The organism is Aristophania sp. ESL1142 (assembly GCF_058107345.1).
On the sequence record NZ_JBYLUH010000001.1, the window covers coordinates 1,394,906 to 1,419,858 of the forward strand.

A 24,953-nucleotide genomic window follows, 5' to 3' on the forward strand; every position below is an offset into this window, starting at 1 on the left:
CTCACTATGCTTGACAGCTCTTCACTGGTCAAATTCTTCGGTCCTGTACTGGAATTGAACAATGCGCGTCCGATTTACGAAGGAGAAGGACTCTCTTACGGGCGATATAATTTTTCACTTAACGCGGGTGAATGTGCTCTCATTCAATGTAGGGATAAACATCAGGCCGCAGCTTTTACTGATCTCTGTTCAGGACTTGTGCCAATTGGTGAAGGAAGGGCCCGTTGCCTAGGGTTGGATTGGAAGGATCTTGAAGATCGTCGAGCTTCAGCTCTTAGAGGCTATATTGGTCGGATCTATCATGGGGAAGAATGGTTAGAACTTTATTCCATGCAAATGAATATTCTATGGGCAAGGCTTTATCATTCCAGGACCAAGCTTGATACGCTCATTGATGAGGCAGTAAGACTGTCAATGCGTTTTGGTTTGCCGGGTTTACCAACTGAACTGCCCTCACATTTGACACCTATTGATAAGCGCCGTGCCGAATATGTTCGTGCCTTTATAGGACATCCGGCTTTAATGTTGCTGGAAGAACCGGTTCTGTCGGAACCAGACGAACTTTATAATGCCTTTTTGAGTGAGCTGACATCTGCTCGTGAACGGGGATGTGCCATAGTGTGGATATCATCCAATTCATTATCATGGAGGGATTATGAGCAGGATAATATGCAAAAATTTCGCCTGAGTGATAGTGGTCTTATGACAATGAGAGGTATGTAATGCTCCATCTGCGTCGAGAATCTGATACAGCCAGACCTTTATTTCGTAACCGCTATGCTGATGAATGGGTGGGGTTACTCGTCCTTGCCGCCATGGTTTTATTCGCTGCGGCAGTGATTGAAACTGGTCTTTTACGACAATGGCTTTCGCCTTCGTTAAAAATTCATTTTGTTTTGCCTCAGAGTGGTGTGGCTGGCCTGGCTGTTGGAAATGACATTGAAGTAATGGGCGTCCGTGCAGGTGAGATCAGAGCCTTGGAGCTTAATGCCTCCGGGCGGATGTACGCAGAGGGTACCATAGAGCCACAATTTCAGCGCTTTATCCGTAAAGACAGTACGGCAACAATTAGACGGCGTTTTGTGGTAGCCGGAGCCAGCTATATTGAGATGACAAGAGGCTATCATGAAAACCTTGATTGGTCTTATGCTGTTCTTAATGCAAAAGTTGAAGCAAACCCCGCTGATCAGATTACCCAGATTGTTAGTGAGTTAAGGGCGCGTCTTGTTCCTGCCATGACGAATGTTCAGTCTATTACTGAGCAAATTGATGGTTTGGTCAAGGATATGAGAGCTGGAAAGGGAACGCTAGGTGCTTTTGTGACGCAGCGTGAAATTTATGACCGGGCCAATATGCTACTAGGCACATTGAATGACGCCATTAATGATATACAGCCAATCGAACAACAAATACATTCCACTCTCACGGAAGCGCATGGAACTGTGAAGAACATCCATCAGATATCTGGAGAATTAAAAAACTCAACGCCTGATGTGAAAAAAGTCATACATAATACGGCTCTTATGTCTGATGATTTGCCAAGCCTGATTATTGAGGCAGAGGCAAGTGCTACAAGTTTGAGAAAACTTATGGATCAATTACGTTCATTCTGGCTGTTTGGTGGAAGCGGTAAGGAACAGGTTAAACACCGTTTGCCAGCAAAAGAGGTGCGTCCATGAAGCGTATAGTTTTTTTTGGTCTCTCTTTACTTCTTGCTGGTTGTTCGAGTCATAAAACAGTTTGGGAGGACCAAGACTATACCAATGATATGGTGGTCGCGAAAACTGTTATGGGAAATGGTCGGGTAGCTCAGGCGGAGTTTAAATATCGGCAGGCTTTGGATAGAGCGTTTTTGGTAAATGATGCTCAGGCAATTCATGATGCAGGATTTAATCTGGCCACTACGCAGGTGCGGCAGAATCACGTTACCGATGCTCTGAAAACAGTAGATAAGATATTAGGCGCCCTAGAAAATAGAAATTATGCTCAAAATGATGATTTGCATCTGATAAAAGCTGCTGCCTTCTATCGGGTTAAAGATTACAATCATTCATTACAGGAAGCGCGGAAGGCACAATCTTCTCCAGACAGAGATATTTATGAGGAAGCTGTTGCTTTTGAGGGTTATAACGCGGCTTCTTTAAAAGATAATGCTCTTTTGTTGTTGTCTATCCAGAAATTGCAGCATGCTGATAAGGAAAGAAATAAGGCAAACCTTCTGGAATTGGAGACACTCTTGTTCTTGTCTCAAAACCAATGGCAGCCTGCACTGTTAGATGCTCAGAGCCTCGTTATTTCTCGTCGGGAAAATGGCGATAATCCTGCCATGAGGCGTGCTTTGGAGCTGGAAGCACAGGCCTATAGCGGGAATGGAATGAAAATGGATGCTGAGCGTATTCGTCAGCAGATCAAGGACAGCCTTGCTCAGGATGAAGAGATTCAATAATTTTTACTCCCCTCATCGATGATTTGGATTGATGAGGGGAACGTATATTTTATGCCTGTACCTGGCAGGATGGTACTGTGGCCGTCATTCCAAGGAGATCAAGTAGTTTCTGATCCTTGTTTTTAACCGGGTTTGGCGTTGTTAGGAGTTTCTCTCCCCAAAAGATAGAATTGGCACCAGCAAGAAAACAGAGTGCGTGATCTGATTCTGACATACTTTCACGGCCGGCTGCGAGGCGTACATGGCTGGCAGGCATTAAAATGCGTGCGGTGGCAATGACGCGAACAAAGCTAATAATATCAATCGCTTCGTGGTTCTCCAAAGGTGTTCCTTCTACGCGTACAAGAAGATTGATGGGTACGCTTTCAGGATGCTTGGGCAGGTTTGCTAATGTCATTAACAGGCCGACACGGTCAGAATCATCTTCGCCCATACCGATAATGCCACCGCAACAGACATTGATCCCCGAATTTCTTACATGAGAAAGCGTATCTAGACGATCCTGATAAGTGCGGGTTGAGATAATAGAACCGTAAAACTCTTCGGATGTATCAAGATTATGATTGTAATAATCCAGGCCAGCCTCTTTGAGTCGGTCTGATTGGGCCTGTGTTAGCATTCCGATAGTCAGGCAGGTTTCAAGCCCTAAATCCTTGACGGCTTTTACCATTTCACACACTGGATCAAGGTCACGGTCTTTAGGAGCTTTCCAGGCAGCCCCCATGCAGAATCGTTCAGCACCAGAGGCTTTTGCTGCTTTTGCTTCTCTGATAACCCTCTCTAAGGGGAGTAGAGCTTCACGCTCGACGGATTTTTCGTGATGTGCGCTTTGGGGGCAGTAAGCGCAATCTTCTGGGCATCCTCCTGACTTGATTGAAAGCAGTGTGGAAATTTGGATTTTCGTGGGGTCGAAATACTGGCGGTGAATCGTCTGTGCTCTGTAAATCAACTCGGGGAAAGGTAGAGCAAGCAAAGCTGCTACTTCATTGCGCTGCCAGTCATGGCGAAGAGGCGTTTTTGAAGTGGATAAAGCAGGGGAATTGTCAGTCATGAAAAGATTGTCTCCATTTGAGTGCCTACACTTACCCAAAATTGATGTATCATGTCACCCGAAACTCTATGCTAAGAAGAAAAGAGCTGCATCTTTTGTCACTTTAAGCGAGGGCGATATATGAAACACTGGCGTATAGATCAGATGAACTGGGAGGGTTTTGACCCTTCTAAAGTGAATCCAGACATCCTCCCGTTAATCAAAGCGGCCTCTGTGGTAGAGCGTAATGCCCGTGATTATACAGACTATCTCAAACATGTTTTTGTTGGTGATCCCGTATTCAGCCAGATTGCAGAAAATTGGGCAGAAGAGGAAGTGCAGCATGGTGACGCCCTGGGGAAATGGGCCATGCTCGCAGATCCTGAATGGAATTACAAAGAGGCTTTTGAACGCTATCGCGATGCTTACCGGATTGATACCGATGTTTCAGCTTCAATCCGCGGTTCCCGCACAGGTGAACTGATTGCTCGTTGTATGGTGGAAACAGGAACTTCTTCATTTTATACATCCTTAGCTGATGCAACGGATGAGCCGGTTTTAAAAGCGTTATGCAAGCAGATTGCAGCAGATGAATATCGTCACTTTAAATTATTTTATGACCATATGCATCGTTACCTGGAGCGTGAGAAACTCGGCAAGTGGACACGCTTAAAAATTGCCTTAAGTCGTGTAATGGAAAGTGAAGACGACGAGCTAGCTACAGCTTATTATATTACCAATGACGCCTCGACACTTCCTTATGACCATAAGCGCTGTATCGCTTCTTATATGAGCAGGGCAATGAAATTTTATCAGCAAAAACATCTGGATCGCGTTACGGCGATGATTTTCAAGACGTCAGGTATTACGCCTTATTCAAAAGTACAGAAGCTGATTGCACATATCGCTTTTCATCTCATGAAATGGCAACAAAAAGCCTATGCCCGAAAAATTGGTCTTCGTGCCTAAGTAATTCCTTTTATTATTTCGGAGTAATCTGATGAGTTTCTCGCGTTTTATGCGTGGTTTGAAATATAATTGCAGTTTTTTGGCTTTGGGGGCCGGATTTTCACTTTCTGTATCTCTGGCACAGGCTGCAACGAATGGAGCTCAAACGGTGGATATTGTAAAGCCATATCAAAATGGTTGGGGATTTGACCAACATGGTATGAATTTAACGGTGAAACCAGGTGATGATTTTTACCAGTTTGCTAATGGTAATTATGTCGATCATTTAAAGATTCCTGATGATATGAGCAGTTATGGTGCATTCCATATTCTGGCAGAATTATCCTTGGCCCGTCAGAGAACATTATTGGAGCAGATCTCTAAAACAGGCTCTGATGAGCATAGTGAAACGGGAAAGCTTGGGCTTTATTATGCAGGCTTTATAGATCAGGGAACTGTGGACAGGCTTGGAGCAAAACCGCTTCAGAAAGATCTGGATTATTTAAAATCACTCACATCCCAACGTGATATTGCCAAAGTATTTGGCCAGTCTGTACATTCAATGATGTTCAGCACATTCGTTGTTGATATAGAGCAGGATCAACGCGACCCCAGCCGCTATATGTTGCTTGTCGACCAGGGCATGAGCATTGGCGTTAGTGGGGGATTGGGGCTGCCGGATATTTCTTATTATACGGATCCGAAACTTCAGGATAAGAAAAAGGCTTATCAGGAATATATTACCCATATGCTCACTCTTGCTGGATGGGAAAATCCTGCTGCCAGTGCAGATGCTATTGTGGTGCTTGAAACAAATCTTGCGAAGGTGGAGTTGCCTCGCGACCAGACACGTGACCCTCTGAAAACTTTCAACCCAATGACAGTGGGGAAATTAAAACAGCTGGCTCCTGATTTTGATTGGGATATGATGCTGACAGAGATGCATATCCCCGCAAAATATCTTGATATGCGTGAGATTGATGTTCGGGAACCAGAAGCGATTATCGCCATGAGTCGCGTCCTGGCGCATACGGATCTTCCAACACTTAAGGCATGGCTTGCCTTCCATCTGATTGATAATGCGGCCCCTTATCTTTCACAGGATTTTTCAAAAGCCTCCTTCGGGTTTAACGGAAAGACGCTTCTCGGTGTTAAGGAAGAGCCAGCCAGATGGAAAAGGGCCGTAAGGGTTGTCAATCAAGCGATGGGATGGGCTTTAGGGCGCGTTTACGTACAGCATTACTTTCCCGAAGAGGCTAAAACGCAGATTACCTCTCTGGTTGATGATTTGAAAAAAGCTTTCAAAACCCGTCTGGAACAAAATCACTGGATGGATGAAAGCACCAGAAAAGCCGCATTAAACAAGCTCGACCGCTTTAATGTAAAAGTGGGCTACCCTTCAAAATGGTGGGATTATAGTACGCTCATTGTCCAGAAAGATGATGTTTATGGCAATGCGGTAAGAGCTTCAGCCTTTAACTGGAAACATCGTCTTGACCGTCTGGATCGGCCAGTCGACCGTGAAGAATGGGATATGACACCGCAGACAGTCAATGCCTATAATAATCCGACGATGAATGAGGTTGTTTTCCCAGCCGCTATTTTACAGCCGCCATTTTTTGACCCGAAGGGGGATGTGGCCGTTAATTATGGTGCAATCGGGGGCGTTATTGGCCATGAAATGAGTCATGGTTTTGACGATCAGGGTCGTCATTATGACGAGAAAGGTCGTTTGCATGACTGGTGGAGCAAGGCTTCCTCTGATGCTTTTGATCATTTGGCACAGCGTTTGGGAAAAGAATATGCAGAACCTGAAATCTTGCCAGGGCTGCATGTTAATCCGACCATGACAATGGGAGAAAATATTGCTGATTTAGGCGGGCTGAATCTGGCGCTCCAAGCTTATAAGGATTCAGGCCATCAGCATGATGTGGAAATGAAATACGGCTTGACCGGAGTGCAAAGGGTTTTCCTTGGCTGGGCACAGGTCTGGAGAGAGAAGGATCGCCCTGATGCACTTCGTCGCCAGGTGATCTCCAATGAGCACTCTCCTGCTGTAATGCGTGTCAATATACCCGTGCGGAATGTAGGGGACTGGTACACTTCATTTGGTGTCATATCTGGACAGAAACTTTACTTACCGCCGGAAGAACGTGTGACGATCTGGTAACTTTGAAGTGGTATAAAGAGAATGTGAAGCTTATCCGTTACGGTTAAGTGAGCTGAAAAATCACAGGAAGGCTTCACAAAAAGGGACGGGGCGTTTATGGCCTGTTCATTGTTTATTGTTAGGAGAGGCGGCTTTTATGTCCCATCTTTCAATTGGGCATTTATATACGGCCCTTCATGGCGCATGTGCCAGTGCAGTAGCCCGGATTATAGAGGCTCATGGTGTCGATGTATCTTATGTTGATCTGGGAGTAGATGAGCGGAAGGAAGCTTTTGAAACTGCAGAGATAGATTTGCTTGTTTCAGCATGGATGCCACGCGATGAAAATATATTGATTGAGGGATGTGAGGTTATTGGCGATATTTATCGCCCTCAAGCCGTTTTTGCTTCCATAGTGGGGGAAAAAGCTCCCCCCTCCTGCCACGGGAATAATTTTTCCAAAATTATTGCAACTGATGATGTTGAAGATCTAATGCAGTCAGTATGCAGTAAGCGGAGCGATCTGAAGGGGTTGCCACTTGAAATTGTGGGAGAAGCCGCTTTATTCCAGCATATACTGAAAGCAAAGGATATAGGCGACAATCCACTGATCGTTACATGGCAGCCTCATGCGGTCTTTCATACAGATCTGGTACAGATTATAGCCGATGATGAAGGACTTTTGGGAAATGCCCTCAAAGCACAATTTATTCTGCGCCCAGGTTTGCGCGAGGAAATAGATGAAGATCTCTATGACGAACTTGCCGGTATGATGCTGGGTAATCGCGTCATGAATGCGTTGGATTATGCTGTTTCTATCGATGGGAATGATCCAGAGAGTGCTGCTGAGGCATGGCAGAGAGGCCGTTTGATCGGACGTTAGAAGAAATTTTTGTTATTTTAAACTTTTAAGGCAAGGAACTGCATGTCACGTCACGCTTTTGTTTTTCCGGGGCAGGGAAGTCAATTTGTTGGTATGGGATTGGAACTTTACAAAGCCTTTCCTGTTGCCAGAGAAGTCTTTCAAGAAATTGATGATGCACTGGGTCAGAACCTGTCTCATATTATGTTTGAAGGAGATGCTGGGGAGCTGACAGCCACTGAGAATGCCCAGCCTGCACTCTTTGCCATGTCACTTGCGGTTGTCCGTGTGATGGAGTGTGAGGGAAATTTCTCTCTTGCAGATAAGGCAGACTGTGTTGCGGGTCATTCGCTTGGTGAATATTCGGCTCTGGCTGCTGCAGGTGTCTTAAGTCTGGTAGATGGAGCACGTTTGCTTCGTTTGAGAGGTCAGGCCATGCAGCGTGCTGTTCCAGCAGGACAGGGGGGAATGGCAGCGCTGATTGGGGTTGAGCCTGCAAAAGCACGCGAACTTTGCCAGGCAGCTGCATGGGACGGCATCCTTGAACTGGCCAATGATAATGGAGGTGGGCAGATCGTCGTTTCCGGCTCTATGGATGCTATTGATAGAGTGATTATTCTCGCTAAGGACGTAGGTGTAAAACGGGCTGTGAAACTCCCTGTTTCGGCTCCATTCCATTCATCCATGATGGCACCGGCAGCGCAGGAAATGGCGGAGGCTCTCGCTGATACCGTGCTCAATGATGCCCAGATTGATGTGTTCCCAAATGTTACAGTTCGGCCAACACGTGAGGCGGAAGCCTTCCGTAAAAATCTGATTGACCAGGTGACAGGGCAAGTTAGATGGCGTGAAACAGTGTTACATTTTGCAGAATTTGGTATAACACATCAGCATGAATTAGGGGCAGGAAAGGTTTTGACGGGTTTGGGTCGTCGGGTCGCCCCTGATTTGATTGCGGATTTTGCAGGAAATCCTGCAGAAATTGAAGCAATGTTAAAGACACTCTGAGGAATGACGACCATGTTTTCACTTTCCGGTAAACTCGCTCTGGTGACAGGCGCTACAGGAGGTATCGGAGCTGCTATCGCCCGTACATTGCACGCTCAGGGTGCTAGTGTTGTTGTGACGGGGACGAGAGAGTCAGTTTTAGAAGAGCTTGCTCAATCACTTGGTGGTGAGCGTGTTTTTTGTCTGACAGCTAATCTTTCTGAAGCAGAACAGTCTGATAAATTGATTGAACGCGCTGAGGAGCTTGTTGGTCAGCCTCTCGATATTCTGGTTAATAATGCTGGTTTAACGCGTGATACTCTGGCTATTCGCATGAAAGATAAAGATTGGGCGGATGTTATCGCGCTGGATCTTGAAAGCCCTTTCCGTTTGGCACGTTCTGCGCTCAAGGGGATGCTCCGCCGCCGTTCCGGGCGGATTATTTCCATTTCCTCTATTGTTGGTGTGACAGGAAACCCTGGACAGGCAAACTATGTTGCGGCTAAAGCAGGGCTTATTGGTATGAGTAAGGCTTTGGCACAGGAGGCAGGATCAAGGGGTGTGACGGTAAATGTCGTAGCCCCCGGCTTTGTTGAAACACCGATGACGGAAGTCCTTCCTGATTCGGTGAAACAGAAACTTTTAGGTTCAATTCCCCTGGGGCGTATGGGAGCCCCTGAGGATATAGCTTCAGCGGTACTTTATCTTGCTTCAGATGAAGCTGGATGGGTTACCGGTACCACACTCCATGTCAATGGTGGCATGGCGATGGTCTGAAAAACTTGGCTTTGAAGGGCAAAGCATGCTAAGCGCGTGCAGCTTTGTCTGATGGGTCACTTTATTGGTCTGTCACGCAGCGATATGCTATCATTGACAAATCGATAGCGGACAGAGTTTTTCTTAGAGCCCTTTGAGGGTAGAAGGATAAAAGGCAAATGAGCAACGAAATTGCTGATAAAGTTAAGAAAATCGTCGTAGAACATCTCGGCGTAGAAGAAAGTAAAGTTACACCTGAGGCTTCATTCATTGATGACCTTGGTGCAGACAGCCTTGATACCGTTGAACTGGTTATGGCTTTTGAAGAAGCTTTCTCTGTCGAGATTCCTGAAGATGCAGCTGAGAAAATTGCTACAGTTGCCGATGCGATTGATTATATCAGCAAGCAGAAAGCTGCTTGATTTTTAAAGGGGATCGGGGACCTGGTTCCCTTTGAGCTTACCAGCGGAGTCCTCCTTATATAATGGGCTCCGTTATTATTAGATGAGTGAGATGGTGCGTTGATGAGCGGGGCTGATACAAATAAGAAACGTGTTGTTGTCACAGGTATAGGGGTCGTAAGCCCTCTCGCTGTTGGGGCTGAACTTACTTGGAAACGTCTTATTGAGTCTCGTTCGGGTATAGACCGTATTACGCATTTTGATCCTGACAGCCCTTCAGACCTGCCTGCAAAAATTGCAGGACAGGTGCCTGATGGTCCTACAGCTGAAGGTGGTCTGACTCTTTCTGACTGGGTGCCTGTTAAGGATCAGAAAAAGATGGACCGTTTTATCCATCTTGGTCTTGCAGCAGCCATACAAGCTGTTGAGGATTCCGGGTGGAAGCCTGAAGGTGAAGAAGATCGTTGCGCCACTGGCGTCATGATCGGTTCTGGAATTGGCGGCCTGCAAACGATTTATGAAGGATCGCTGACTGTTTCAAGCGGGAAGGCCAGACGTCTTTCGCCATTTTTTATTCCTTCTTCGTTGATTAATTTGATTTCTGGACACTTATCCATCCGTTATGGTTTTAAGGGTCCAAACCATGCTGTTGTAACAGCTTGTGCAACAGGTGTGCATGCTATTGGTGATGCTTCTCGCTTGATACAGCATGGCGACGCCGATGTTATGATTGCCGGTGGTGCTGAGGCAGCGATCTGCGCTTTGGGTATTGCTGGTTTTTGCTCAGCGCGTGCGCTTTCAACAGGTTTCAATGACACACCGCAAAAAGCTTCCCGCCCATGGGATAAAGATCGTGACGGATTTGTCATGGGAGAGGGCGCTGGTGTTGTTGTTCTTGAGGAATATGAGCATGCCCGCAAACGCGGTGCTAAAATTTACGGTGAAATAGGGGGGTATGGCCTCTCTGGTGACGCTTATCACATCACAGCTCCGGCAGAAGGGCACCAAGGTGCTTATAGAGCCATGGTTGCTGCCCTGAAAGATGCGCGCGTCACTCCTGCTGATGTTCAATATGTCAATGCTCATGGTACTTCGACAATGGCCGATGATCTTGAGCTTGAAGCAACTGAGCGTCTTTTTGGTGATAGTGCCCGTAAGCTTGCAATGTCCTCCACAAAATCTGCCATTGGGCATTTATTGGGGGCTGCTGGAGCGGTAGAGGCAATTTTCTGCCTACAGGCAATTCGTGATGGTGTCGCGCCTCCTACATTGAATTTAGATAATCCGCAGACTGAAAGTGTGATTGACCGTGTGGCTCATGAAGCGCAACAGCGCAAGATTGACGTTGCATTATCTAACAGTTTTGGTTTTGGGGGTACGAACGCAAGTATCGTGCTAAAACGTTTCGTTCCTTGAGGTTATTAGAGGCAATGCCAGGAAGGAGGTGTAGCCTGTAATGGTTTCATCACCTTCCCATGAAACTGATACGAACGAAGAATCTCAGAGCAAGCAGGAGGTTCTGGGAAAAAGACGGTCTCTCAGACGGTTTTTGAGGCCGAGCTATGTCCTGTTTGCTTTTGTTTTTTTTATTATCTCTACTCTTATGGCAGGTTATGGGCATTATACTGACCCAGGCCCGTTATCTGAGAGTAAATTTGTCATGATCCCACATGGTGGGGTGAAAAAAGTCGCTACAGTTTTGCAAGAGAATGGGATTCTTAGCTCAGGCAGGATCTCTTCTTTCTTTTTCCAGTTGGTCGTGAAGATCACGGCTCGGGAAGGCGTACTTCAGGCAGCGGAGTTTTCCTTTCCGCAACGTGTTTCTATTGCTCACAGCCTTGAAATCTTACGTCATGGGAAAGCGGTGTCACATAATATCACGATTGCTGAAGGGCTGACAGCGTCTCAGATTGAGAAAGTTTTTCAAGAAACACCTTTTCTGGAAGGGATATTACCCTCAATGACTGAAGGGACGGTCTTTCCGCAGACCTTTTCCTATCAAAGGGGGACAAAGCGCTCCGTTTTGCTGAAACGGATGCAGGATCTTATGTCTGTTACGCTACAGAAAGTCTGGAATAATCGTGACAAGGGAGCTCTTGAAGGACTTGTCAAGACACCTCAGGAGCTGGTTGTTCTGGCATCTTTGATAGAGCGTGAGACCTCAATCGAGGCAGAAAGACCGCGTGTTGCGCGTGTTTTTTTAAATCGTTTGAGAAAGGGGATGAAATTACAGACTGATCCTACTGTTATTTACGCACTGACAGGTGGGAAAAATAATTTAGATCATCCGTTAACTCATGCCGATTTACAGATCGATAATCCCTATAATACGTATCAGATCACAGGACTACCCCCTGGTCCTATTTGTAGCCCTGGTTTGAGCTCGCTTGAAGCTGCAGCCCATCCGGCAGAAGGTGACGAGCTTTATTTCGTCGCGACTGGTCAGGGAGGGCACAATTTTGCCCGAACACTTGGGGAGCAGACACAGCATATTAAAGCATATCGCCGTGTCCTGAATGCATCTCCCCAATAAATTCAAACCTATTTAATATCTTCGCTGGAAATATCATCAGCGTTGGAATCCAGCTTTTTGCCATTTTCCATATGTGTATTATTTTGATTATCCTGAGTGCTGGTTTTACTTTCATCAGGAGCAGAATCGTTTGAGCCTGGATTCATCAAAATACGCCGTAAAGGGTCTGCGGCTGTGTTATTTACGCGCATATTGATGATAATATCTTCAGGCCCGACAATCTGGCCATAATAAGAGTGGTTGGCGGCACTATCGACGGCAAGTTTACTGCCTCCAAGGGCGGCTCCTGCAAAAACACCATTAGCACTTTGTACTGCATAAATGTCACTATGAGTTGCACTTGTGCCGCCTGCCAGAGCACTACTGCTCAGACTTGTAAATGAGGCGCCAGCATTAGCGTCAAACTTGAACTGATGATCCAGTAAAACCTGAATGCCTTTCTGGGTCATGATAAAGAAGATAATCTGAGAGCTTTGATAACCAAGCTGTAGGCCGAATGAACCTGCACTCAGGCTATAGAATGCAGGATCTGACCATGAATTGCGGGCGTCTTTACTGAGTAAGACGCATTTGCCTCCAGAACCTCCAAAGACCACGGACATATGGACGATGGAAGGACAGATCATAACAGCTTTTGAACGCTTCAGATAAGAATGAATCGCTGATGAGGATTTGGTTTTTCCAAACATGCTCTGGACAGTAACAGTAGCCTGATCAACCAGGATCTGCTGTTGGGCAGCTGTCGTCGTATCTTCTGAGGAAGAGCATGCAGATAAAAGAGGAAGCCCGGCAATAAGAAGGAAAGAGGTTTTTTGAAAACAGGAAAAACGGTCCAAGTTCGTGATCTCCACAGCTGGCATGTCGGCAAATGCCTTTATATTATACAAGTTTAACGTCAAAAGCTTGCGAAAGTTTTTCGGCAATTTCTGGTGCTGAAGCCAGAATCGTTGTTTTCTTTTTCAGTCCTCCCATCTTGATAAAAGGAGAGACGCGTGCCCCTGCTTCCTTGAGAATGATTAATGCTGCTGCAACATCCCAGATAAAAATGACTTTTTCAAGGTAACCATCAGAACGCCCACAGGCAACATCGGCTAGGGCCAACGCACCAGACCCAAGAGAGCGTGGCATAGAGCCAAGGTTTAAAAGGGCAGTCGTTTTTTCTTGCCACCATTCCAGGGGTACAAATGGAGACCAGCCTATTTCGACCATGGATTTATTAAGGTCAGTGCTTCTGGCAGCTTGAATGGGTTGACCATTTAAATAAGCTCCTTTTCCCTCAATGGCTGTAAAGACCTCTTTGAGGGCAGGAGCATTAATAATGCCAGCGACAGGATGCTCATTTTTCATAAGACCGAGGGAGATACACCACCGGTTGCGCCCGCGAGCAAAATTTGAAGTACCATCAATGGGGTCCAATACCCACCTGTAAGTTCCCTGAGCCTGTTCCCCTTGCTCTTCTCCAATAAAGCCATCTTCCGGGAAAATAGCTGCAAGACGTTGTGAAATCATTGCTTCAACTGCACGATCAGCTTCTGTGACATAATCCTGATGCCCTTTTAGAGAAGCAGAAGACTCGCCTGGTAGGGGACGCATGGATAATGCGAGCGCAGCAGCTTCTTCAACGATCGCTTTAGCAGCGTAGAAGCGAAGCGTAATTTCTCCTTCTTCTCTTGATGGGATGTTTTTCATTTATTTTCCGTTTTATTTACTAAAATGTTATAGTCACAGATGAAACTGTTTAGAGTATCATGAAGCTTATAAAGCATTTTGATATTCTCTGAAACGCTCAGCTATGAGGAGCTCTCAATGTCGTTTTATAAAGAAGAGAATTGGCACGCTGCTATCGTTCATGCTCCTATGAAAGAGATTATCTCCGACTATGGGTTTGGCTCTCATAATATTACGCTTTTGCCTTCAATAGATGATGGCTGTACCCTTTCTGATCCGTTTGGAATATGGCGTGATGACAAACTTTTTATATTTGTAAAATCTTATAATAAACAGAGTTTAAAAAGTAATATAAGAGTCCTTTCCTATAATAAACAATTTTCTTTGCTTTCTGATCTGCTTGCTTTGGAGGAAGAATGGGAATTATGCCATCCTTATGTTTTTGAACATAAAGGTGAGGTGTATATGCTACCCGGTGCACCTGAAGCAGATGGTTTATTTCTCTATCGTGCGGCAGAATTTCCGCACAAATGGGAGAGAGTAGAGTCTTTTAATTTTCCTTTAAGTGTTATGAATGGGACAATTTTTCCTTATGGCCGTCGTTGGTGGCTTTTTTGGGCGCCGACTGATTCTGTTCATAAAAAACAGGATACGCTTCATATCGCCGTTGCTGAGGAGCTTACCGGACAATGGGCGGATATGGGGCCATTTCTGACAGATCGTGGTGGGGCTGTCCCCGGAGGGACGCCTTTATCTCTTGATGGCGCTGTTTTTCTTCCTGTTCAGCAAAACCGGCGCACATCAGGAGGCGGCCTGAGGCTTCTTCGTTTTGAAAATTTCGGAACAGGACGGCCGCTGCTTATTGGGGAAAGATCTCTCGACTTTCCCTCCAGTCTGGCGATGAATTACCCCGATGGAATGCGGACGCTTTCTTCAGCAGGGCCAATCAGTCTGGTCGATATCAAGAAAGAAACATTATCATTGACGAAACCGATCAGCCTGTTGAAGAATTTTCTGGAAAATAGTGCTAAAATTTTCTCAGAAGCTGTTCAGCAAGTATCAAATCACTGACCTTATCAACGTCAACGGCGGCACGTCCGTCAGAAAGACAGATAAAACGAGCGGAGGCGCCTGTCAGCTGATAAAGGCGTTCTTCCACTCCTTTAAGGCTGAGACGCTTAATAAGCGCTTTAAAAAGGGTTGTTATTCCCAAGGTCAAAGCCATTTTAAGAGGTTTTTTGCGATTTTGCTGAAGCTTTTTCCAGAGAATAATGACATTGATGGCTTTCGATGAGTCCATCCAGAAAAGATTACATCCTGAAAAAGATATATCTGAAAGAGGGATGTAGGTACGTTTTGTACCAGGAACATCGCGTGTAATTGTTTCAGCAGATGCTATAGCCGCTGTCATATCCGCTTTACTGTCACGGCTTTTCTGTAAAAATTCGTGGATCCATTCTGGCTGTAATAAAGCGTGGTCTGCAGTTGTGATTAAACAGGGATTACCAATCTTCTGGACAGCTTGAAGAACGCTTTCGCTGGGTGTGGAAGCTGCCGGCAGAATTTTAATCCTTTCTCCAAGAAAAGATAGACAAGCTGGATTTTCAATTGAGACCCATAAAGGCCCAAGCCCTTCTGTCTTTTCGAGCGTTTCAACCACGCGCTCTATCATAGGCTTTTCTGCGACTGGAAGTAGCGCCTTGTGAGAAACATGACCATGAAGTGCCAAAGGTTCACGTTCTCCATAACGTGAACCTGCAAGGATAATAACTGGTAATGTCATGCTCTTTTTGAGATTTCTTCTTTGGTAGGTGTACGTGCAGGATCTGGTTTATCCCGAGGCGGCGCACCAGTTTTTTTCATTACCCAGGGATAACGTTCTGCTTCTTCAAGGGTATAACCAAGATTAAAGACAAATGGGCTTTTGGGGCGTTCCTTGGCCTCCCGATAGAATGTGTTGAAAAGGCGATCTAGAAGCAGGTAATTTGTAATACCGAAATTGCCTTTTTCATCGTGAAAATGATGAAGAACATGCAACTGTTTTATATAAACCACCCATTTTGAGCGCGGCTTATAGGCGAGATGCTGAATGCAATGAAAAAACTCATAAATGCAGGTCATGACCAAAGCCGTTGCTAGTGCAGACCAGGCCCCACTCCATCCTGAAATCAGGTACCCAATAGGCATGGTCACAATAGCCATTGTCGGGATCGTATTGAAGGGTGAGCCAAATAAAACCTCAAGAAGATGAGGGTCCTGATGGTGATCAAAATGGATACGTTTCCATAAAGAGGCTGTAACAGGATTACGGTAAAAAAGGCGTCCATGTAAAATGTAACGATGTAGCAGGTACCAGACGATAGGATAGATGAAGACCACCAAAGGAACAGGGATGATAGATAACCAGAAATTGCTCATATAATGAATGCTTAAGAAAGCACTTAAAAGAGTGAGAGCAAAATAGAGCAAAATCGTTGGATAAGTGAGATATGCCGCCCATAGCTGCATGAGGTTCATCTTGCCCAGGTCATAACTTCTTCCTTTGCGAAGTAACGTCGTATTTTGTAGGAAGGTCTTAATCGTATTCATCTTTCCTCCAGGCGCAAAATCCAGGCCAGACTAAAAAGGGTAGCAATTAAAGGTCCTGAACAGACCGCCAGAAAAATTGGCAATGTGCCTGCATTGCCAAGAGCAGAAATCATTCCCTGAAGAATGACGATCCCTAACCCGGAAGCCATAACATAGACTGGAAGAGGGTTTCTTAAACCGGCACGAGGCGGAATATAGGTCACAGGGAACGCAATTAAAAGCATAACAGCCATTTGAAATGGCAAAAAAAGTGTTGAGAAAAACGCCATCAGGTAATTGGAGGGGGGTAAATTACTGGGCGATTTCTGCGTTACAGCATGCCAGAGCTGTTTTGGTGTATAGTAAACGTCTTTCATGGTCATATTTAAGATCTGTTTCGGCGTAGCCAAAAGCGGCACGTCACCATCATAGCTTATAACATGGGCCTCTTTTTGATCATGATCAAGGAAAGTTAATAAACCTTTATCACTAGAGACCCAATGAGCAGTTTTCAATGTCAGATCGGTATAATGTAAGCTATTTAAAAGCGCTCCATCATTTGGGGATCGGCGGTAGATTGTCACGGATTTCAGAAATGTACCGTCCTCAAGGACCTGTTCAATATGTACGATATTGTCATGTTCCCTGTACCATAGGTTAGGAACATCACTGTGTGCTATATCAGTAACATTCCACCATTTATTCAAAGCCTGCTCGCAAGGTGGAACGACCCAGAACTGGGCTATGATTGTCAAAAAACTGACAAGAATAGGGGCTGGCAGGAAATGTTTATACATATCCCATGGGGAAAGTCCTGAAGAACGAAGGATCGCAATCTCATTGGATAATGCCATTTGAAGCAGCGTGAATAAAGCACCAATCATGACTGAAAGAGGCATGATTTCAGTCATCATGGCAGGCATATGTAGAATCAGAAATTTGATTAATCCATGGATTCCCAAATGACGTTCTAAAATGTCAGAAGCTTCTTCAAGTAAAGCCAGGATTTCTAGCAGCGCCGTTAATACGATTGCACAGAGTAAGATCCTTCCCAAAAGAGGCCTCAGAAAGGCGCGCGCGAGTACATAGTGGGGGAAGGAATTGCTCACGCTGTTGTCTTCTTTCTGGAGGTTTTTGGATCCCAGTGGATTAACTGTGATTTAGAAAGCAGGGCCAGGACGCAGCCGGTACAGAAAATCACTTCAGGGAGCCAGAGAGTCAACCAGACTGAAGCAGTTCCTTCAGATGCAAGACTGTGACCGAATAATAGAACTTCATCAAACCCAACCAATATAGCAGCCAGTAAGATCTGCCCTAAGGGAGAGCGTTTTCTTTTTTGCCCTATTGCAAAGGCCGCAGCGATTAAAGGGATAAAAGGAATGGCAAGAGCACGCGTTAGTCTGAAATCAAGTTCTGCACGTAATGTCCTGTGAGAAATTTTGTTGTTCCCATATTTCAGGTCATGGATCAGTTCAAATAATGTCAGTTCACGTTCATCCTGTCCTCTCAAACGGAAGGATTTCAGTTTTTTTGCGCGTTCAATGACCTTAGTCACATGTTCGAAATGGGTAACTGTTACAGGAGAATCAATGGTATCAGAGATCTTAATCGTAGTAATCTGGCCATCCCATAAATCAAGCTCTGTTGATTCCAATGCTTCAGAAATGGTTAATATCCCTTTTTTAGCTGTAATAAGCTGCGTGCTACCGTCATTTTTAAGGTCGCGAATAAAGACATGGTGAAGGTAAGACCCACCATGATCGACTATATCTGCCGTAAGCATTGTTTTATTTGAGGTAACAGCAAACATTTTTGACTGCAGATGAGGTGCCCACCCTGTGTGGCGGGCAAAATAAAAACCCTGACGGTAATCATAGCGCGCTATTGGTTGAATATAACCATATAGAAAGACACTCATGCTTCCGAGAATAATACCAACTTTTATATAAGGGAACGTAATACGTATAAGCGGTATTTGCGAGGCGGCAAGAGCATCGATTTCATTACCTTCACTCATTTTATGAATGGTCAGAAAAACGGCAATACAGAGTGCTGCTGGCAAGGCTAGTCCGATATAATGAGGTAAAAGATCAGTCAGGAGGCTGACTAATGTTGCAAGTGAACTGCCCGCACTTGCCAGATGGTTGAATAAAACCAGGAGCCGCTCCAGAAGAAGCGCAATCAGCATTGTAGCTAGAGCGACAATAAAAGGCGGGATAAGCTGTCGGTAAAGATACCGGTCTAGGCTTGGAAGACGCATCAAAAAGGTAATTCCTGTAACGGAGTGATCAACCTTCGGCTGGTGCTCCATTCATGCTCCCATAAAATATGCCCTGTTTCATCAATGCGGGAAAGATGTATCTTCCAACTTTGAGGGAGGGGTATACATTCAATCTTGTTCCATCCTGCTTTGCGCGAAACTCTCTTATCTTTCATAGAAACTGAACTGCTTCCCAGGAGTGGGACAGAGCAGCCTTCCACGTGGGTGAAGGTTGCCTTATGACTGTGGCCATGAAGAACAAGCTCAGCTCCCTTTTCCTTCAGAACAGTAGAGAACGCTTCAATATCCATTAAGGCCTTCACATCATCCATCAATCCGGTTTTTGGGGGATGGTGAATCATTATAATTCGGCAATAGCCAGCTTTTCCAAGATGCTCAAGAATAAAAGACAGTTTTTTTAGCTGTTCAGGGTCTAAACGGCCATAAGCTTTAAAGAGAGGCGTTGGTACAGCCGAGTTAAGCCCTATAATAGCAACATTTTTAATAAATTTCACAAAAGGAAACTGCGGACCAGTCCAAGGCTCCCAGAGAGCAATAGAATTTTCGAATTGCTCCGGCATCATCGTATCATGATTGCCGGGGACAATAATTGGTTTGATTGAAAAACTTTCCAGCCAGTTCCGGGCAGATTCAAATTCTTCCTTCGTGCCAAAATTAGTCAGATCACCGGTGATCAGGATTGAACTGATTTCTTTATGGTTTTCAATAGAATGAATGATCTTTTGCGTGATTTCAAAAAGATGGTGTTGCCGTCTTTTGCCAAGCCAGAGAGCAAGGCTAAAGGCTCGTTTATTAAAAAATTTTTTTGCATGAATCCTGGGAAAAGGTAGATGAGGATCTGAAATATGTGCCAGATTAACAGTAGTGTTTTCTTGAAAATCAGGAAAACTGTTGGGTGAAATTTCGGACATCATCAGAGATTCATGAACCATTAGGAAAATTTAATCCTCTTAATAAGGATGATCCTTTCTATCCTCTTAGGGCAGGTTATGATAGATCATAATGCCATGCTTTTAGAAATGAGGGAGCTTTGTGGCTCTCTTTCTTATTCGCTTTATAGAAAAAAGATTTGATGCTTCGTGAAGACAGCCTTTATTCATAATCCTAAGAGTCTCAGAAATCGCACTGATGGTGAGAAAATTTTCTCAAAGGCGAAAGCATTTTTTGGGGATTTCTGTATTCGTTCTCATCATGGTGAGCATCTTTTTGATGATATAGAACGCCTCTATAAGAATAATATCTCCACGATTGCCATTAATGGTGGAGATGGCTCAGTCAGTTCCTGCTTGACAGCCATTTCTGCCATTTATCCTAAAGAAGCTCTGCCAGATATCGCTGTCATTCCTTCTGGAAATACAAATCTTATTGCTGGGGATGTTGGTTTTGGAGAGCGGCATATCCGCTCATTACAGAAACTTAGGGAGCCTGAGAAACTTTCTTATAAAAGACGTTCTCCAATACGGCTTTCCTGGCCTGGCGATAAAAAACGTCTTCCTATTCTGGGAATGTTTGGTGGATGTGCAGGTTATGCGAGGGCCGTCAGAATTGCCCATTCTCCCACAGTTTTAAAATTTGCACCGCATGATTTGGCTGTGTTCCTGACGATTTTATCAAGTGTTGCGAGTCTTTGTATGGAAAAGACGCGCCATCAATGGTTAAACGGAGACCAGATGAGCTGGTCTGCCACAACGGCTGGTGGCAGTTTGCAACATGGTGACAGAAATTTTCTTTTTTTAGCAACAGGTTTGGAAAAAATACCGCATAATATCTGGCCCTTCTGGGATTCTGATAATGCGAGCAAGGGATTGCACTTTCTCAGTGTTGACTGTTTTCCAAAAAATTTAACCCGCGCTTTATTAAGCCTGTTACGAGGCAAGGCACCAACCTGGCTGCGGGAACATCCTGATTATATAAGCCAAAGAACAGAGTCGATCAGCATCGTGACTGAGAGTGATTTTGTCCTTGATGGTGAAGTTTTTACACCGCCTTTGGATTCACATTTGCTTTTGGAACAAGGGCCAAGTTTCAGGTTTCTCCATGTATGATTTCCTAAGCGAATGTCTTATTAGTGAGTTAACGTCGCCTGTTGATGATGCTGTAACTGCTTTTGCGGATTTTCTGGCAAGACAACTCCCAAAGGCGCCTTTAGGAATCTTGTTTTATGGTTCTCTTTTGAGGCAGACAGATCCTGATGGCATTCTGGATTTTTATATTATTACAGAAAGCTGCAAGGATTTTTCTGGTCCCTTTATGAGTCGCTTCATGAACAGGGTTCTGCCGCCAAATGTGCGTTACGCAGAGATGGATCATGAGGGAAAGATCTATAGGGCCAAGATCGCGACATTATCGTATCGGCAGTTCCTGTCCCGTGCTTCAATAGAAACGGTTGATACCACGATCTGGGCACGTTTCTGTCAGCCTGTAAGATTGATATGGGTCCGTGACACACATTCAGCCGACCAGGTTCTGGAGGCTGTCAGGCGTTGCGTGATCACAGCTTCAGTTTGGGCTGTTCTTTTGGGGCCGGAACAGGCACCCTCTGAGCATTATTGGCATTCCCTTTTTTCAAAAACATATAAGGCTGAGCTAAGGGTAGAGAAGGCTGGAAGAAGCCGTAATATCTTACAGGGGCAGGAAACCCGTTACACAGAATGCCTTTTGTCAGCATGGAAGGCGGCAGGAATTTCTGTCACATATAGTGATGGTATCCTGTATCCTCATATTACCAGTCAAAACCGTGAAAAAGCGGAGCTACGATGGCAGAGCGTTGAAAAATGGGGAAAACCATTAAATATAATACGCCTGGTTAAAGCAGCTTTTACATTTGAAAATGGTCTATCTTACCTCGTCTGGAAAATAGAGCGTCATACGGGCCACAAACCTTATGTCTCAGAGTTTGAGAAAAAACACCCGATTTTGTCTCTTCCAGTCATTTTATGGCATTTCAGGAGAGTACGCTCTTAGAGCCCATTCTCCTGAAAATAGGTCGTTATTTAATAACACTTAGTTCGCGAGCAACTTCACCGAAAGTCTCTACTGCCTGATCAATTTGCCCATAGCTATGGGCTGCCATGACAGAACAGCGAAGTAATGGACGTTCGTCAGGTGTTGCTGGAGGCAGGGAGAGATTTACATAAACACCTTTTTCTAAAAGCCTGTTCCAGAAAGCAACCCCGGTTGGAACGTCTTCAAGCGTGACGGCGATAACAGGAGAAACGAACTGACTTGTCGGAAGTCCCAACGCCTTAAAGCCAGCATGGAGACGTTTTGCATTATCCTGTAATTGCTGTCTGAGATGAGGGCGCGCCTGTATCTCTTCAAAATTTGCCAATGTTGCTGCAATCACTTCGGGAGGAAGAGACGCGGTAAACATATAAGGACGGCAGCACAGACGGATCAGGTCAATTTCGTCATAATCGGTGACGCAATATCCCCCCACTGTCCCAAGAGCTTTAGAGAAAGTTCCGACGATAAAATCGATGTCTTTCTCGCAATTCTGTAACTCCGCAACGCCTCGTCCATGTTCGCCAACAACGCCATAGGAATGTGCTTCATCAACGAGGATAGGCACGTCATGACGCTTTTTGACTTCTACAAATTCCTTGAGGGGCGCAATATTGCCTGTCATCGAATAAATGCCTTCAACGATGATAAGCTTGGCGCCCGGTGTGTTCTGCGCACGTGTCAGGCGACGGTCAAGGTCAGAAGGATCATTATGACGGAAACGAATAACCTGGGCACCAGAAAGCTTTGCCCCGTCATAGATGCTGGCATGACTGTCAGCATCTAAAAAGAGGGTATCATCTTTATTGACCAGGGCAGAGATTGTACCCAGATTAGCCTGGTACCCGGTTGAAAAGACCATGGCATGACGGCGATGGAAAACTTCTGCAAGTTTTTGCTCAAGTTTCTGATGCAGAGAAAGCGTACCATTAGCAATACGGGAGCCGGTTGTCCCGACCCCCATGGAGCGAACGGTTTCTATCGCAGCTTCTTCAGCTCTTTTCGACTGACTTAGGCCAAGATAATTGTTTGTTCCGAAAAGAAGTGTTTCGCGTCCCTCAATAATGCCTACAGACGCAGAGAGTGGCCGTTCTATGACAACAGAAAACGGATTACGTGGACTTAAAGCCTTCAACCCCTCAAATGAAGCTTTAAGGGTAGCCTGCTTATCAAAAAGTGAAGTCATGTTAGCCAGCTTTGATCTCATATAAACAGGTGGCAAGGTCGTTAATCGTACGAATATCAGCAAGTTTGTCCAAAGGAACCGAGACATCAAGCGTATCTTCGATTTCCATAACAAAATTCATGACAGCAAGACTGTCAAAAGCTAGATCTTCCACAATACGGCTATCACCGTTAATGTCACGAGGAACTTTCGGATTAGCAAGAAGTTTCTGTGTAATCATTTCGGCGATGTCAGAGACAGTTTCTGTCATTTTTAGACCTCTGGTTTCAAAACCTGTTTTGTATCAAACTATAATAAGGCTAATCCTGAAAATCGCCAAATTCACCGTTAAGCAACATCTTTTTTGCTTTAGCCCGGGTCAATTTTCCAGATGACGTTTGGGGAAGAGAACGGGGAGGTACCAGGATGACCTTGCATTCCACTCCATGAAGACGACGGAATAGACTTGTGATCTGGTCTGTAAGCGCCTTGCGCGGCTCTTCTTCAGTCAGACGACATTGTACGAGAGCGACAATTTCTTCATCGCTTCCTGCATGATTAAGTGAGAAAACAGCCACATCGCGAGACCGTAATCCTGCAATTTCATGCTCAGCCGACCATTCAAGATCTTGAGGCCATATGTTACGGCCATTGATGATAATCAGATCTTTAGCGCGACCTGTGACAACAATCTGCCCACGTAAGCTATAGCCGAGATCACCCGTATCAAGCCAGCCATCTTCAGAGAGGACAGCTTTTGTTTCTTCCGGGCGGTTAAAATAACCACACATCAAACTAGGGCCACTGACGAAAATCGTCCCAACTTCGCGTTCAGGCAGCACATTGCCTTCAGAATCACGGACTTCTATCTTGTGCCCTGGCAGTGCCTCGCCGCAAAGAACGAATGTGCGTGATATGTCATTTTCTGAAGAAACAGGGCGCGCCATGTTATTTTCTTCAAGATAGCGAAGATCAACAGTGTCTGTTTCAATGCCTGTATTGAGTGGAGCGAAGCTGATAGCCAAGGTTGTCTCAGCCATGCCGTAACTTGCGACGAAAGCGCGACGATCAAATCCCTTACATTCAAAGCAATCAGCAAATTGCTCAAGAATTTGAGGACGGATCATATCGCCGCCAATACCGGCAACTCTCCATGAAGAAAGGTCTATCTCTTCACGTGCCCCACGTTTTGCACATAGTTCAAAACCGAAGGAGGGGCTGTAAGCGAGTGTACCTTTATTGCGTGAAATTAGTTCGAGCCAGACATGAGGGCGTCGTGCAAATTCACGGGTAGGAAGAAGGTCGACCGATAGCTGACATGTCATAGGTGTAAGGAAGAAGCCAACCAACCCCATATCGTGATAAAGAGGCAGCCAGGAAACGCAGCGGTCATCATGAGGCGAATCAGCTGTAAAGACTTTCAGTCCGTCATGAGCAATACTATGGGCATTTGCCATGCCAGCTTTTTGCGTAACACTAACCCCCATAGGGAAACGTGTGCTCCCTGATGAGAATTGCAGATAAGAAAGATTATCTGTTTCTATGTCAGGAAGAGCAACATCGGCTTCAGAAACTTCAAATAGCTGAGCAGGAGAGCCTCCAAATACCAGGTCAATCCCTGCTATAATATCGCTTGTCCAGCTCCCGATAACATCAGGAACGATCACAGCTTTGGCGCCTGCGCTCGCAATCATGCCGCGCAGGGTCTCTATATAGCCGTCCTTACCACCAAAAGCGACGGGTAATGGAAGCGGAGCAGGGACTAAACCAGCATATTGGCAGCCAAAGAAAATTCGTGCGAAATCGCCATCGCTTTCAGCAATAAGGCATACTCTGTCGCCAGGCCGTAAGCCAAGCCCCAGAAGACGTTTTGCTACTGAATGAGCCTGTTTGCGTAAAAGGCTATAGGGAAGGGCTTCTAGCAAAGTCCCCTTACCGGAATAAATATTGAATCCCGTTTGTCCCTGAGCAGCATAATCTAATGCTTCTGGAAAACTGGCGAAATCCCCATAACGGCGTACCAGCCCTGAACGGCTTGGCGTTGCACAAAGAGGACTGGTGGAAGTTTGCTTAGCCTCTGTCAAACCTTGACTAGCTCCCAATTGAACCACTTGAATGGTGGCTCTCATACTGACTTAACTGACTGGACTTTCACC

The 24,953-nt window shown here is 45.3% G+C and carries 25 protein-coding genes; 14 read left to right on the forward strand and 11 right to left on the reverse strand.

Annotated elements, in window-relative coordinates:
• The first annotated feature begins 6 nt into the window (after positions 1-6).
• Genes AC3B6P_RS06540 through AC3B6P_RS06550 form a run of 3 tightly spaced genes read left to right on the forward strand, consistent with a single transcriptional unit; the run spans position 7 to position 2,446 of the window.
• On the forward strand, positions 7-723 hold the full coding sequence (locus AC3B6P_RS06540) for a P-loop NTPase family protein (RefSeq protein WP_489805287.1): 717 nt from the start codon (positions 7-9) through the stop codon (positions 721-723).
• Entirely contained in the window at positions 723-1,679 is a 957-nt protein-coding gene (locus tag AC3B6P_RS06545; protein ID WP_489805288.1) for an MlaD family protein, read from the forward strand. Before AC3B6P_RS06540 ends, AC3B6P_RS06545 begins: the two co-directional genes overlap by 1 nt.
• Positions 1,676-2,446, forward strand: coding sequence for a hypothetical protein (locus AC3B6P_RS06550; RefSeq protein ID WP_489805289.1), 771 nt, complete (start codon positions 1,676-1,678; stop codon positions 2,444-2,446). The genes AC3B6P_RS06545 and AC3B6P_RS06550 overlap by 4 nt, the downstream gene beginning before the upstream one ends.
• A 49-nt stretch (positions 2,447-2,495) precedes the next feature.
• On the opposite strand, the gene bioB is transcribed toward AC3B6P_RS06550, so the two are convergent.
• Entirely contained in the window at positions 2,496-3,497 is a 1,002-nt protein-coding gene (bioB, locus tag AC3B6P_RS06555) for a biotin synthase BioB (protein ID WP_489805290.1), read from the reverse strand.
• 120 nt (positions 3,498-3,617) lie between these two features.
• Between bioB and AC3B6P_RS06560 the strand changes: the two genes are divergently transcribed.
• The 8 genes from AC3B6P_RS06560 to mltG all read left to right on the forward strand — a co-directional run bounded on the left by AC3B6P_RS06560 (position 3,618) and on the right by mltG (position 12,112).
• Complete coding sequence (locus AC3B6P_RS06560; protein WP_489805291.1) at positions 3,618-4,445, forward strand: acyl-ACP desaturase; 828 nt, start codon at positions 3,618-3,620, stop codon at positions 4,443-4,445.
• A gap of 31 nt (positions 4,446-4,476) precedes the next feature.
• Complete coding sequence (locus AC3B6P_RS06565; RefSeq protein ID WP_489805292.1) at positions 4,477-6,594, forward strand: M13 family metallopeptidase; 2,118 nt, start codon at positions 4,477-4,479, stop codon at positions 6,592-6,594.
• 136 nt (positions 6,595-6,730) lie between these two features.
• Positions 6,731-7,456 (forward strand): glycine betaine ABC transporter substrate-binding protein, encoded by a 726-nt coding sequence (locus tag AC3B6P_RS06570; protein WP_489805293.1) that lies wholly within the window; start codon positions 6,731-6,733, stop codon positions 7,454-7,456.
• A 42-nt stretch (positions 7,457-7,498) separates the two neighbouring features.
• Complete coding sequence (gene fabD / locus AC3B6P_RS06575; protein WP_489805294.1) at positions 7,499-8,443, forward strand: ACP S-malonyltransferase; 945 nt, start codon at positions 7,499-7,501, stop codon at positions 8,441-8,443.
• A gap of 12 nt (positions 8,444-8,455) precedes the next feature.
• The gene (fabG, locus tag AC3B6P_RS06580; protein ID WP_489805295.1) at positions 8,456-9,199 is read left to right on the forward strand and encodes a 3-oxoacyl-[acyl-carrier-protein] reductase; all 744 of its coding nucleotides are present in this window, start codon (positions 8,456-8,458) and stop codon (positions 9,197-9,199) included.
• Positions 9,200-9,357: 158 nt separating this feature from the next.
• Positions 9,358-9,600: an acyl carrier protein gene (locus AC3B6P_RS06585; protein WP_489805296.1), complete on the forward strand. Its 243-nt coding sequence runs from the start codon at positions 9,358-9,360 to the stop codon at positions 9,598-9,600.
• Positions 9,601-9,702: 102 nt separating this feature from the next.
• Positions 9,703-10,995: a beta-ketoacyl-ACP synthase II gene (fabF, locus tag AC3B6P_RS06590; RefSeq protein WP_489805297.1), complete on the forward strand. Its 1,293-nt coding sequence runs from the start codon at positions 9,703-9,705 to the stop codon at positions 10,993-10,995.
• Positions 10,996-11,035: 40 nt separating this feature from the next.
• Positions 11,036-12,112 carry an endolytic transglycosylase MltG gene (mltG, locus tag AC3B6P_RS06595; protein ID WP_489805298.1) on the forward strand — a complete coding sequence of 359 codons (1,077 nt, stop codon included), beginning with the start codon at positions 11,036-11,038 and terminating at the stop codon, positions 12,110-12,112.
• An 8-nt stretch (positions 12,113-12,120) separates the two neighbouring features.
• On the opposite strand, the gene AC3B6P_RS06600 is transcribed toward mltG, so the two are convergent.
• Together AC3B6P_RS06600 and AC3B6P_RS06605 are read right to left on the reverse strand one after the other, a co-directional pair.
• The gene (locus AC3B6P_RS06600; protein ID WP_489805299.1) at positions 12,121-12,972 is read right to left on the reverse strand and encodes a lipid-binding SYLF domain-containing protein; all 852 of its coding nucleotides are present in this window, start codon (positions 12,970-12,972) and stop codon (positions 12,121-12,123) included.
• 19 nt (positions 12,973-12,991) lie between these two features.
• Complete coding sequence (locus AC3B6P_RS06605; RefSeq protein WP_489805300.1) at positions 12,992-13,801, reverse strand: inositol monophosphatase family protein; 810 nt, start codon at positions 13,799-13,801, stop codon at positions 12,992-12,994.
• Between the two features lie 117 nt (positions 13,802-13,918).
• Here AC3B6P_RS06605 and AC3B6P_RS06610 point away from each other — a divergent pair, with 117 nt between their 5' ends.
• Positions 13,919-14,851: a glucosamine inositolphosphorylceramide transferase family protein gene (locus AC3B6P_RS06610; protein WP_489805301.1), complete on the forward strand. Its 933-nt coding sequence runs from the start codon at positions 13,919-13,921 to the stop codon at positions 14,849-14,851.
• Here AC3B6P_RS06610 and AC3B6P_RS06615 read toward each other — a convergent pair.
• The 5 genes from AC3B6P_RS06615 to AC3B6P_RS06635 are packed head-to-tail and all read right to left on the reverse strand — an operon-like array spanning position 14,808 to position 19,561.
• Positions 14,808-15,563: a nucleotidyltransferase family protein gene (locus tag AC3B6P_RS06615; protein ID WP_489805302.1), complete on the reverse strand. Its 756-nt coding sequence runs from the start codon at positions 15,561-15,563 to the stop codon at positions 14,808-14,810. The genes AC3B6P_RS06610 and AC3B6P_RS06615 overlap by 44 nt on opposite strands.
• Positions 15,560-16,369 (reverse strand): sterol desaturase family protein, encoded by an 810-nt coding sequence (locus AC3B6P_RS06620; protein WP_489805303.1) that lies wholly within the window; start codon positions 16,367-16,369, stop codon positions 15,560-15,562. The genes AC3B6P_RS06615 and AC3B6P_RS06620 overlap by 4 nt, the downstream gene beginning before the upstream one ends.
• Complete coding sequence (locus AC3B6P_RS06625; RefSeq protein ID WP_489805304.1) at positions 16,366-17,457, reverse strand: LptF/LptG family permease; 1,092 nt, start codon at positions 17,455-17,457, stop codon at positions 16,366-16,368. Before AC3B6P_RS06625 ends, AC3B6P_RS06620 begins: the two co-directional genes overlap by 4 nt.
• The gene (locus AC3B6P_RS06630; protein WP_489805305.1) at positions 17,454-18,659 is read right to left on the reverse strand and encodes an LptF/LptG family permease; all 1,206 of its coding nucleotides are present in this window, start codon (positions 18,657-18,659) and stop codon (positions 17,454-17,456) included. The genes AC3B6P_RS06625 and AC3B6P_RS06630 overlap by 4 nt, the downstream gene beginning before the upstream one ends.
• On the reverse strand, positions 18,608-19,561 hold the full coding sequence (locus AC3B6P_RS06635; RefSeq protein WP_489805306.1) for a metallophosphoesterase family protein: 954 nt from the start codon (positions 19,559-19,561) through the stop codon (positions 18,608-18,610). Before AC3B6P_RS06635 ends, AC3B6P_RS06630 begins: the two co-directional genes overlap by 52 nt.
• Positions 19,562-19,708: 147 nt before the next feature.
• Here AC3B6P_RS06635 and AC3B6P_RS06640 point away from each other — a divergent pair, with 147 nt between their 5' ends.
• Positions 19,709-20,674, forward strand: a complete 966-nt coding sequence (locus tag AC3B6P_RS06640) for a diacylglycerol/lipid kinase family protein (protein ID WP_489805307.1) — start codon at positions 19,709-19,711, stop codon at positions 20,672-20,674.
• Positions 20,667-21,593 carry a hypothetical protein gene (locus AC3B6P_RS06645; protein ID WP_489805308.1) on the forward strand — a complete coding sequence of 309 codons (927 nt, stop codon included), beginning with the start codon at positions 20,667-20,669 and terminating at the stop codon, positions 21,591-21,593. The genes AC3B6P_RS06640 and AC3B6P_RS06645 overlap by 8 nt, the downstream gene beginning before the upstream one ends.
• Before the next feature lie 25 nt (positions 21,594-21,618).
• On the opposite strand, the gene spt is transcribed toward AC3B6P_RS06645, so the two are convergent.
• From spt to AC3B6P_RS06660, 3 genes are read right to left on the reverse strand one after another with little or no spacing between them, the layout of a single operon-like run.
• Positions 21,619-22,818, reverse strand: a complete 1,200-nt coding sequence (gene spt / locus AC3B6P_RS06650) for a serine palmitoyltransferase (RefSeq protein WP_489805309.1) — start codon at positions 22,816-22,818, stop codon at positions 21,619-21,621.
• A 1-nt stretch (position 22,819) separates the two neighbouring features.
• Complete coding sequence (locus AC3B6P_RS06655) at positions 22,820-23,068, reverse strand: acyl carrier protein (protein ID WP_489805310.1); 249 nt, start codon at positions 23,066-23,068, stop codon at positions 22,820-22,822.
• 49 nt (positions 23,069-23,117) lie between these two features.
• Positions 23,118-24,926, reverse strand: coding sequence for a fatty acyl-AMP ligase (locus AC3B6P_RS06660; RefSeq protein ID WP_489805311.1), 1,809 nt, complete (start codon positions 24,924-24,926; stop codon positions 23,118-23,120).
• Positions 24,927-24,953: the final 27 nt, after the last annotated feature.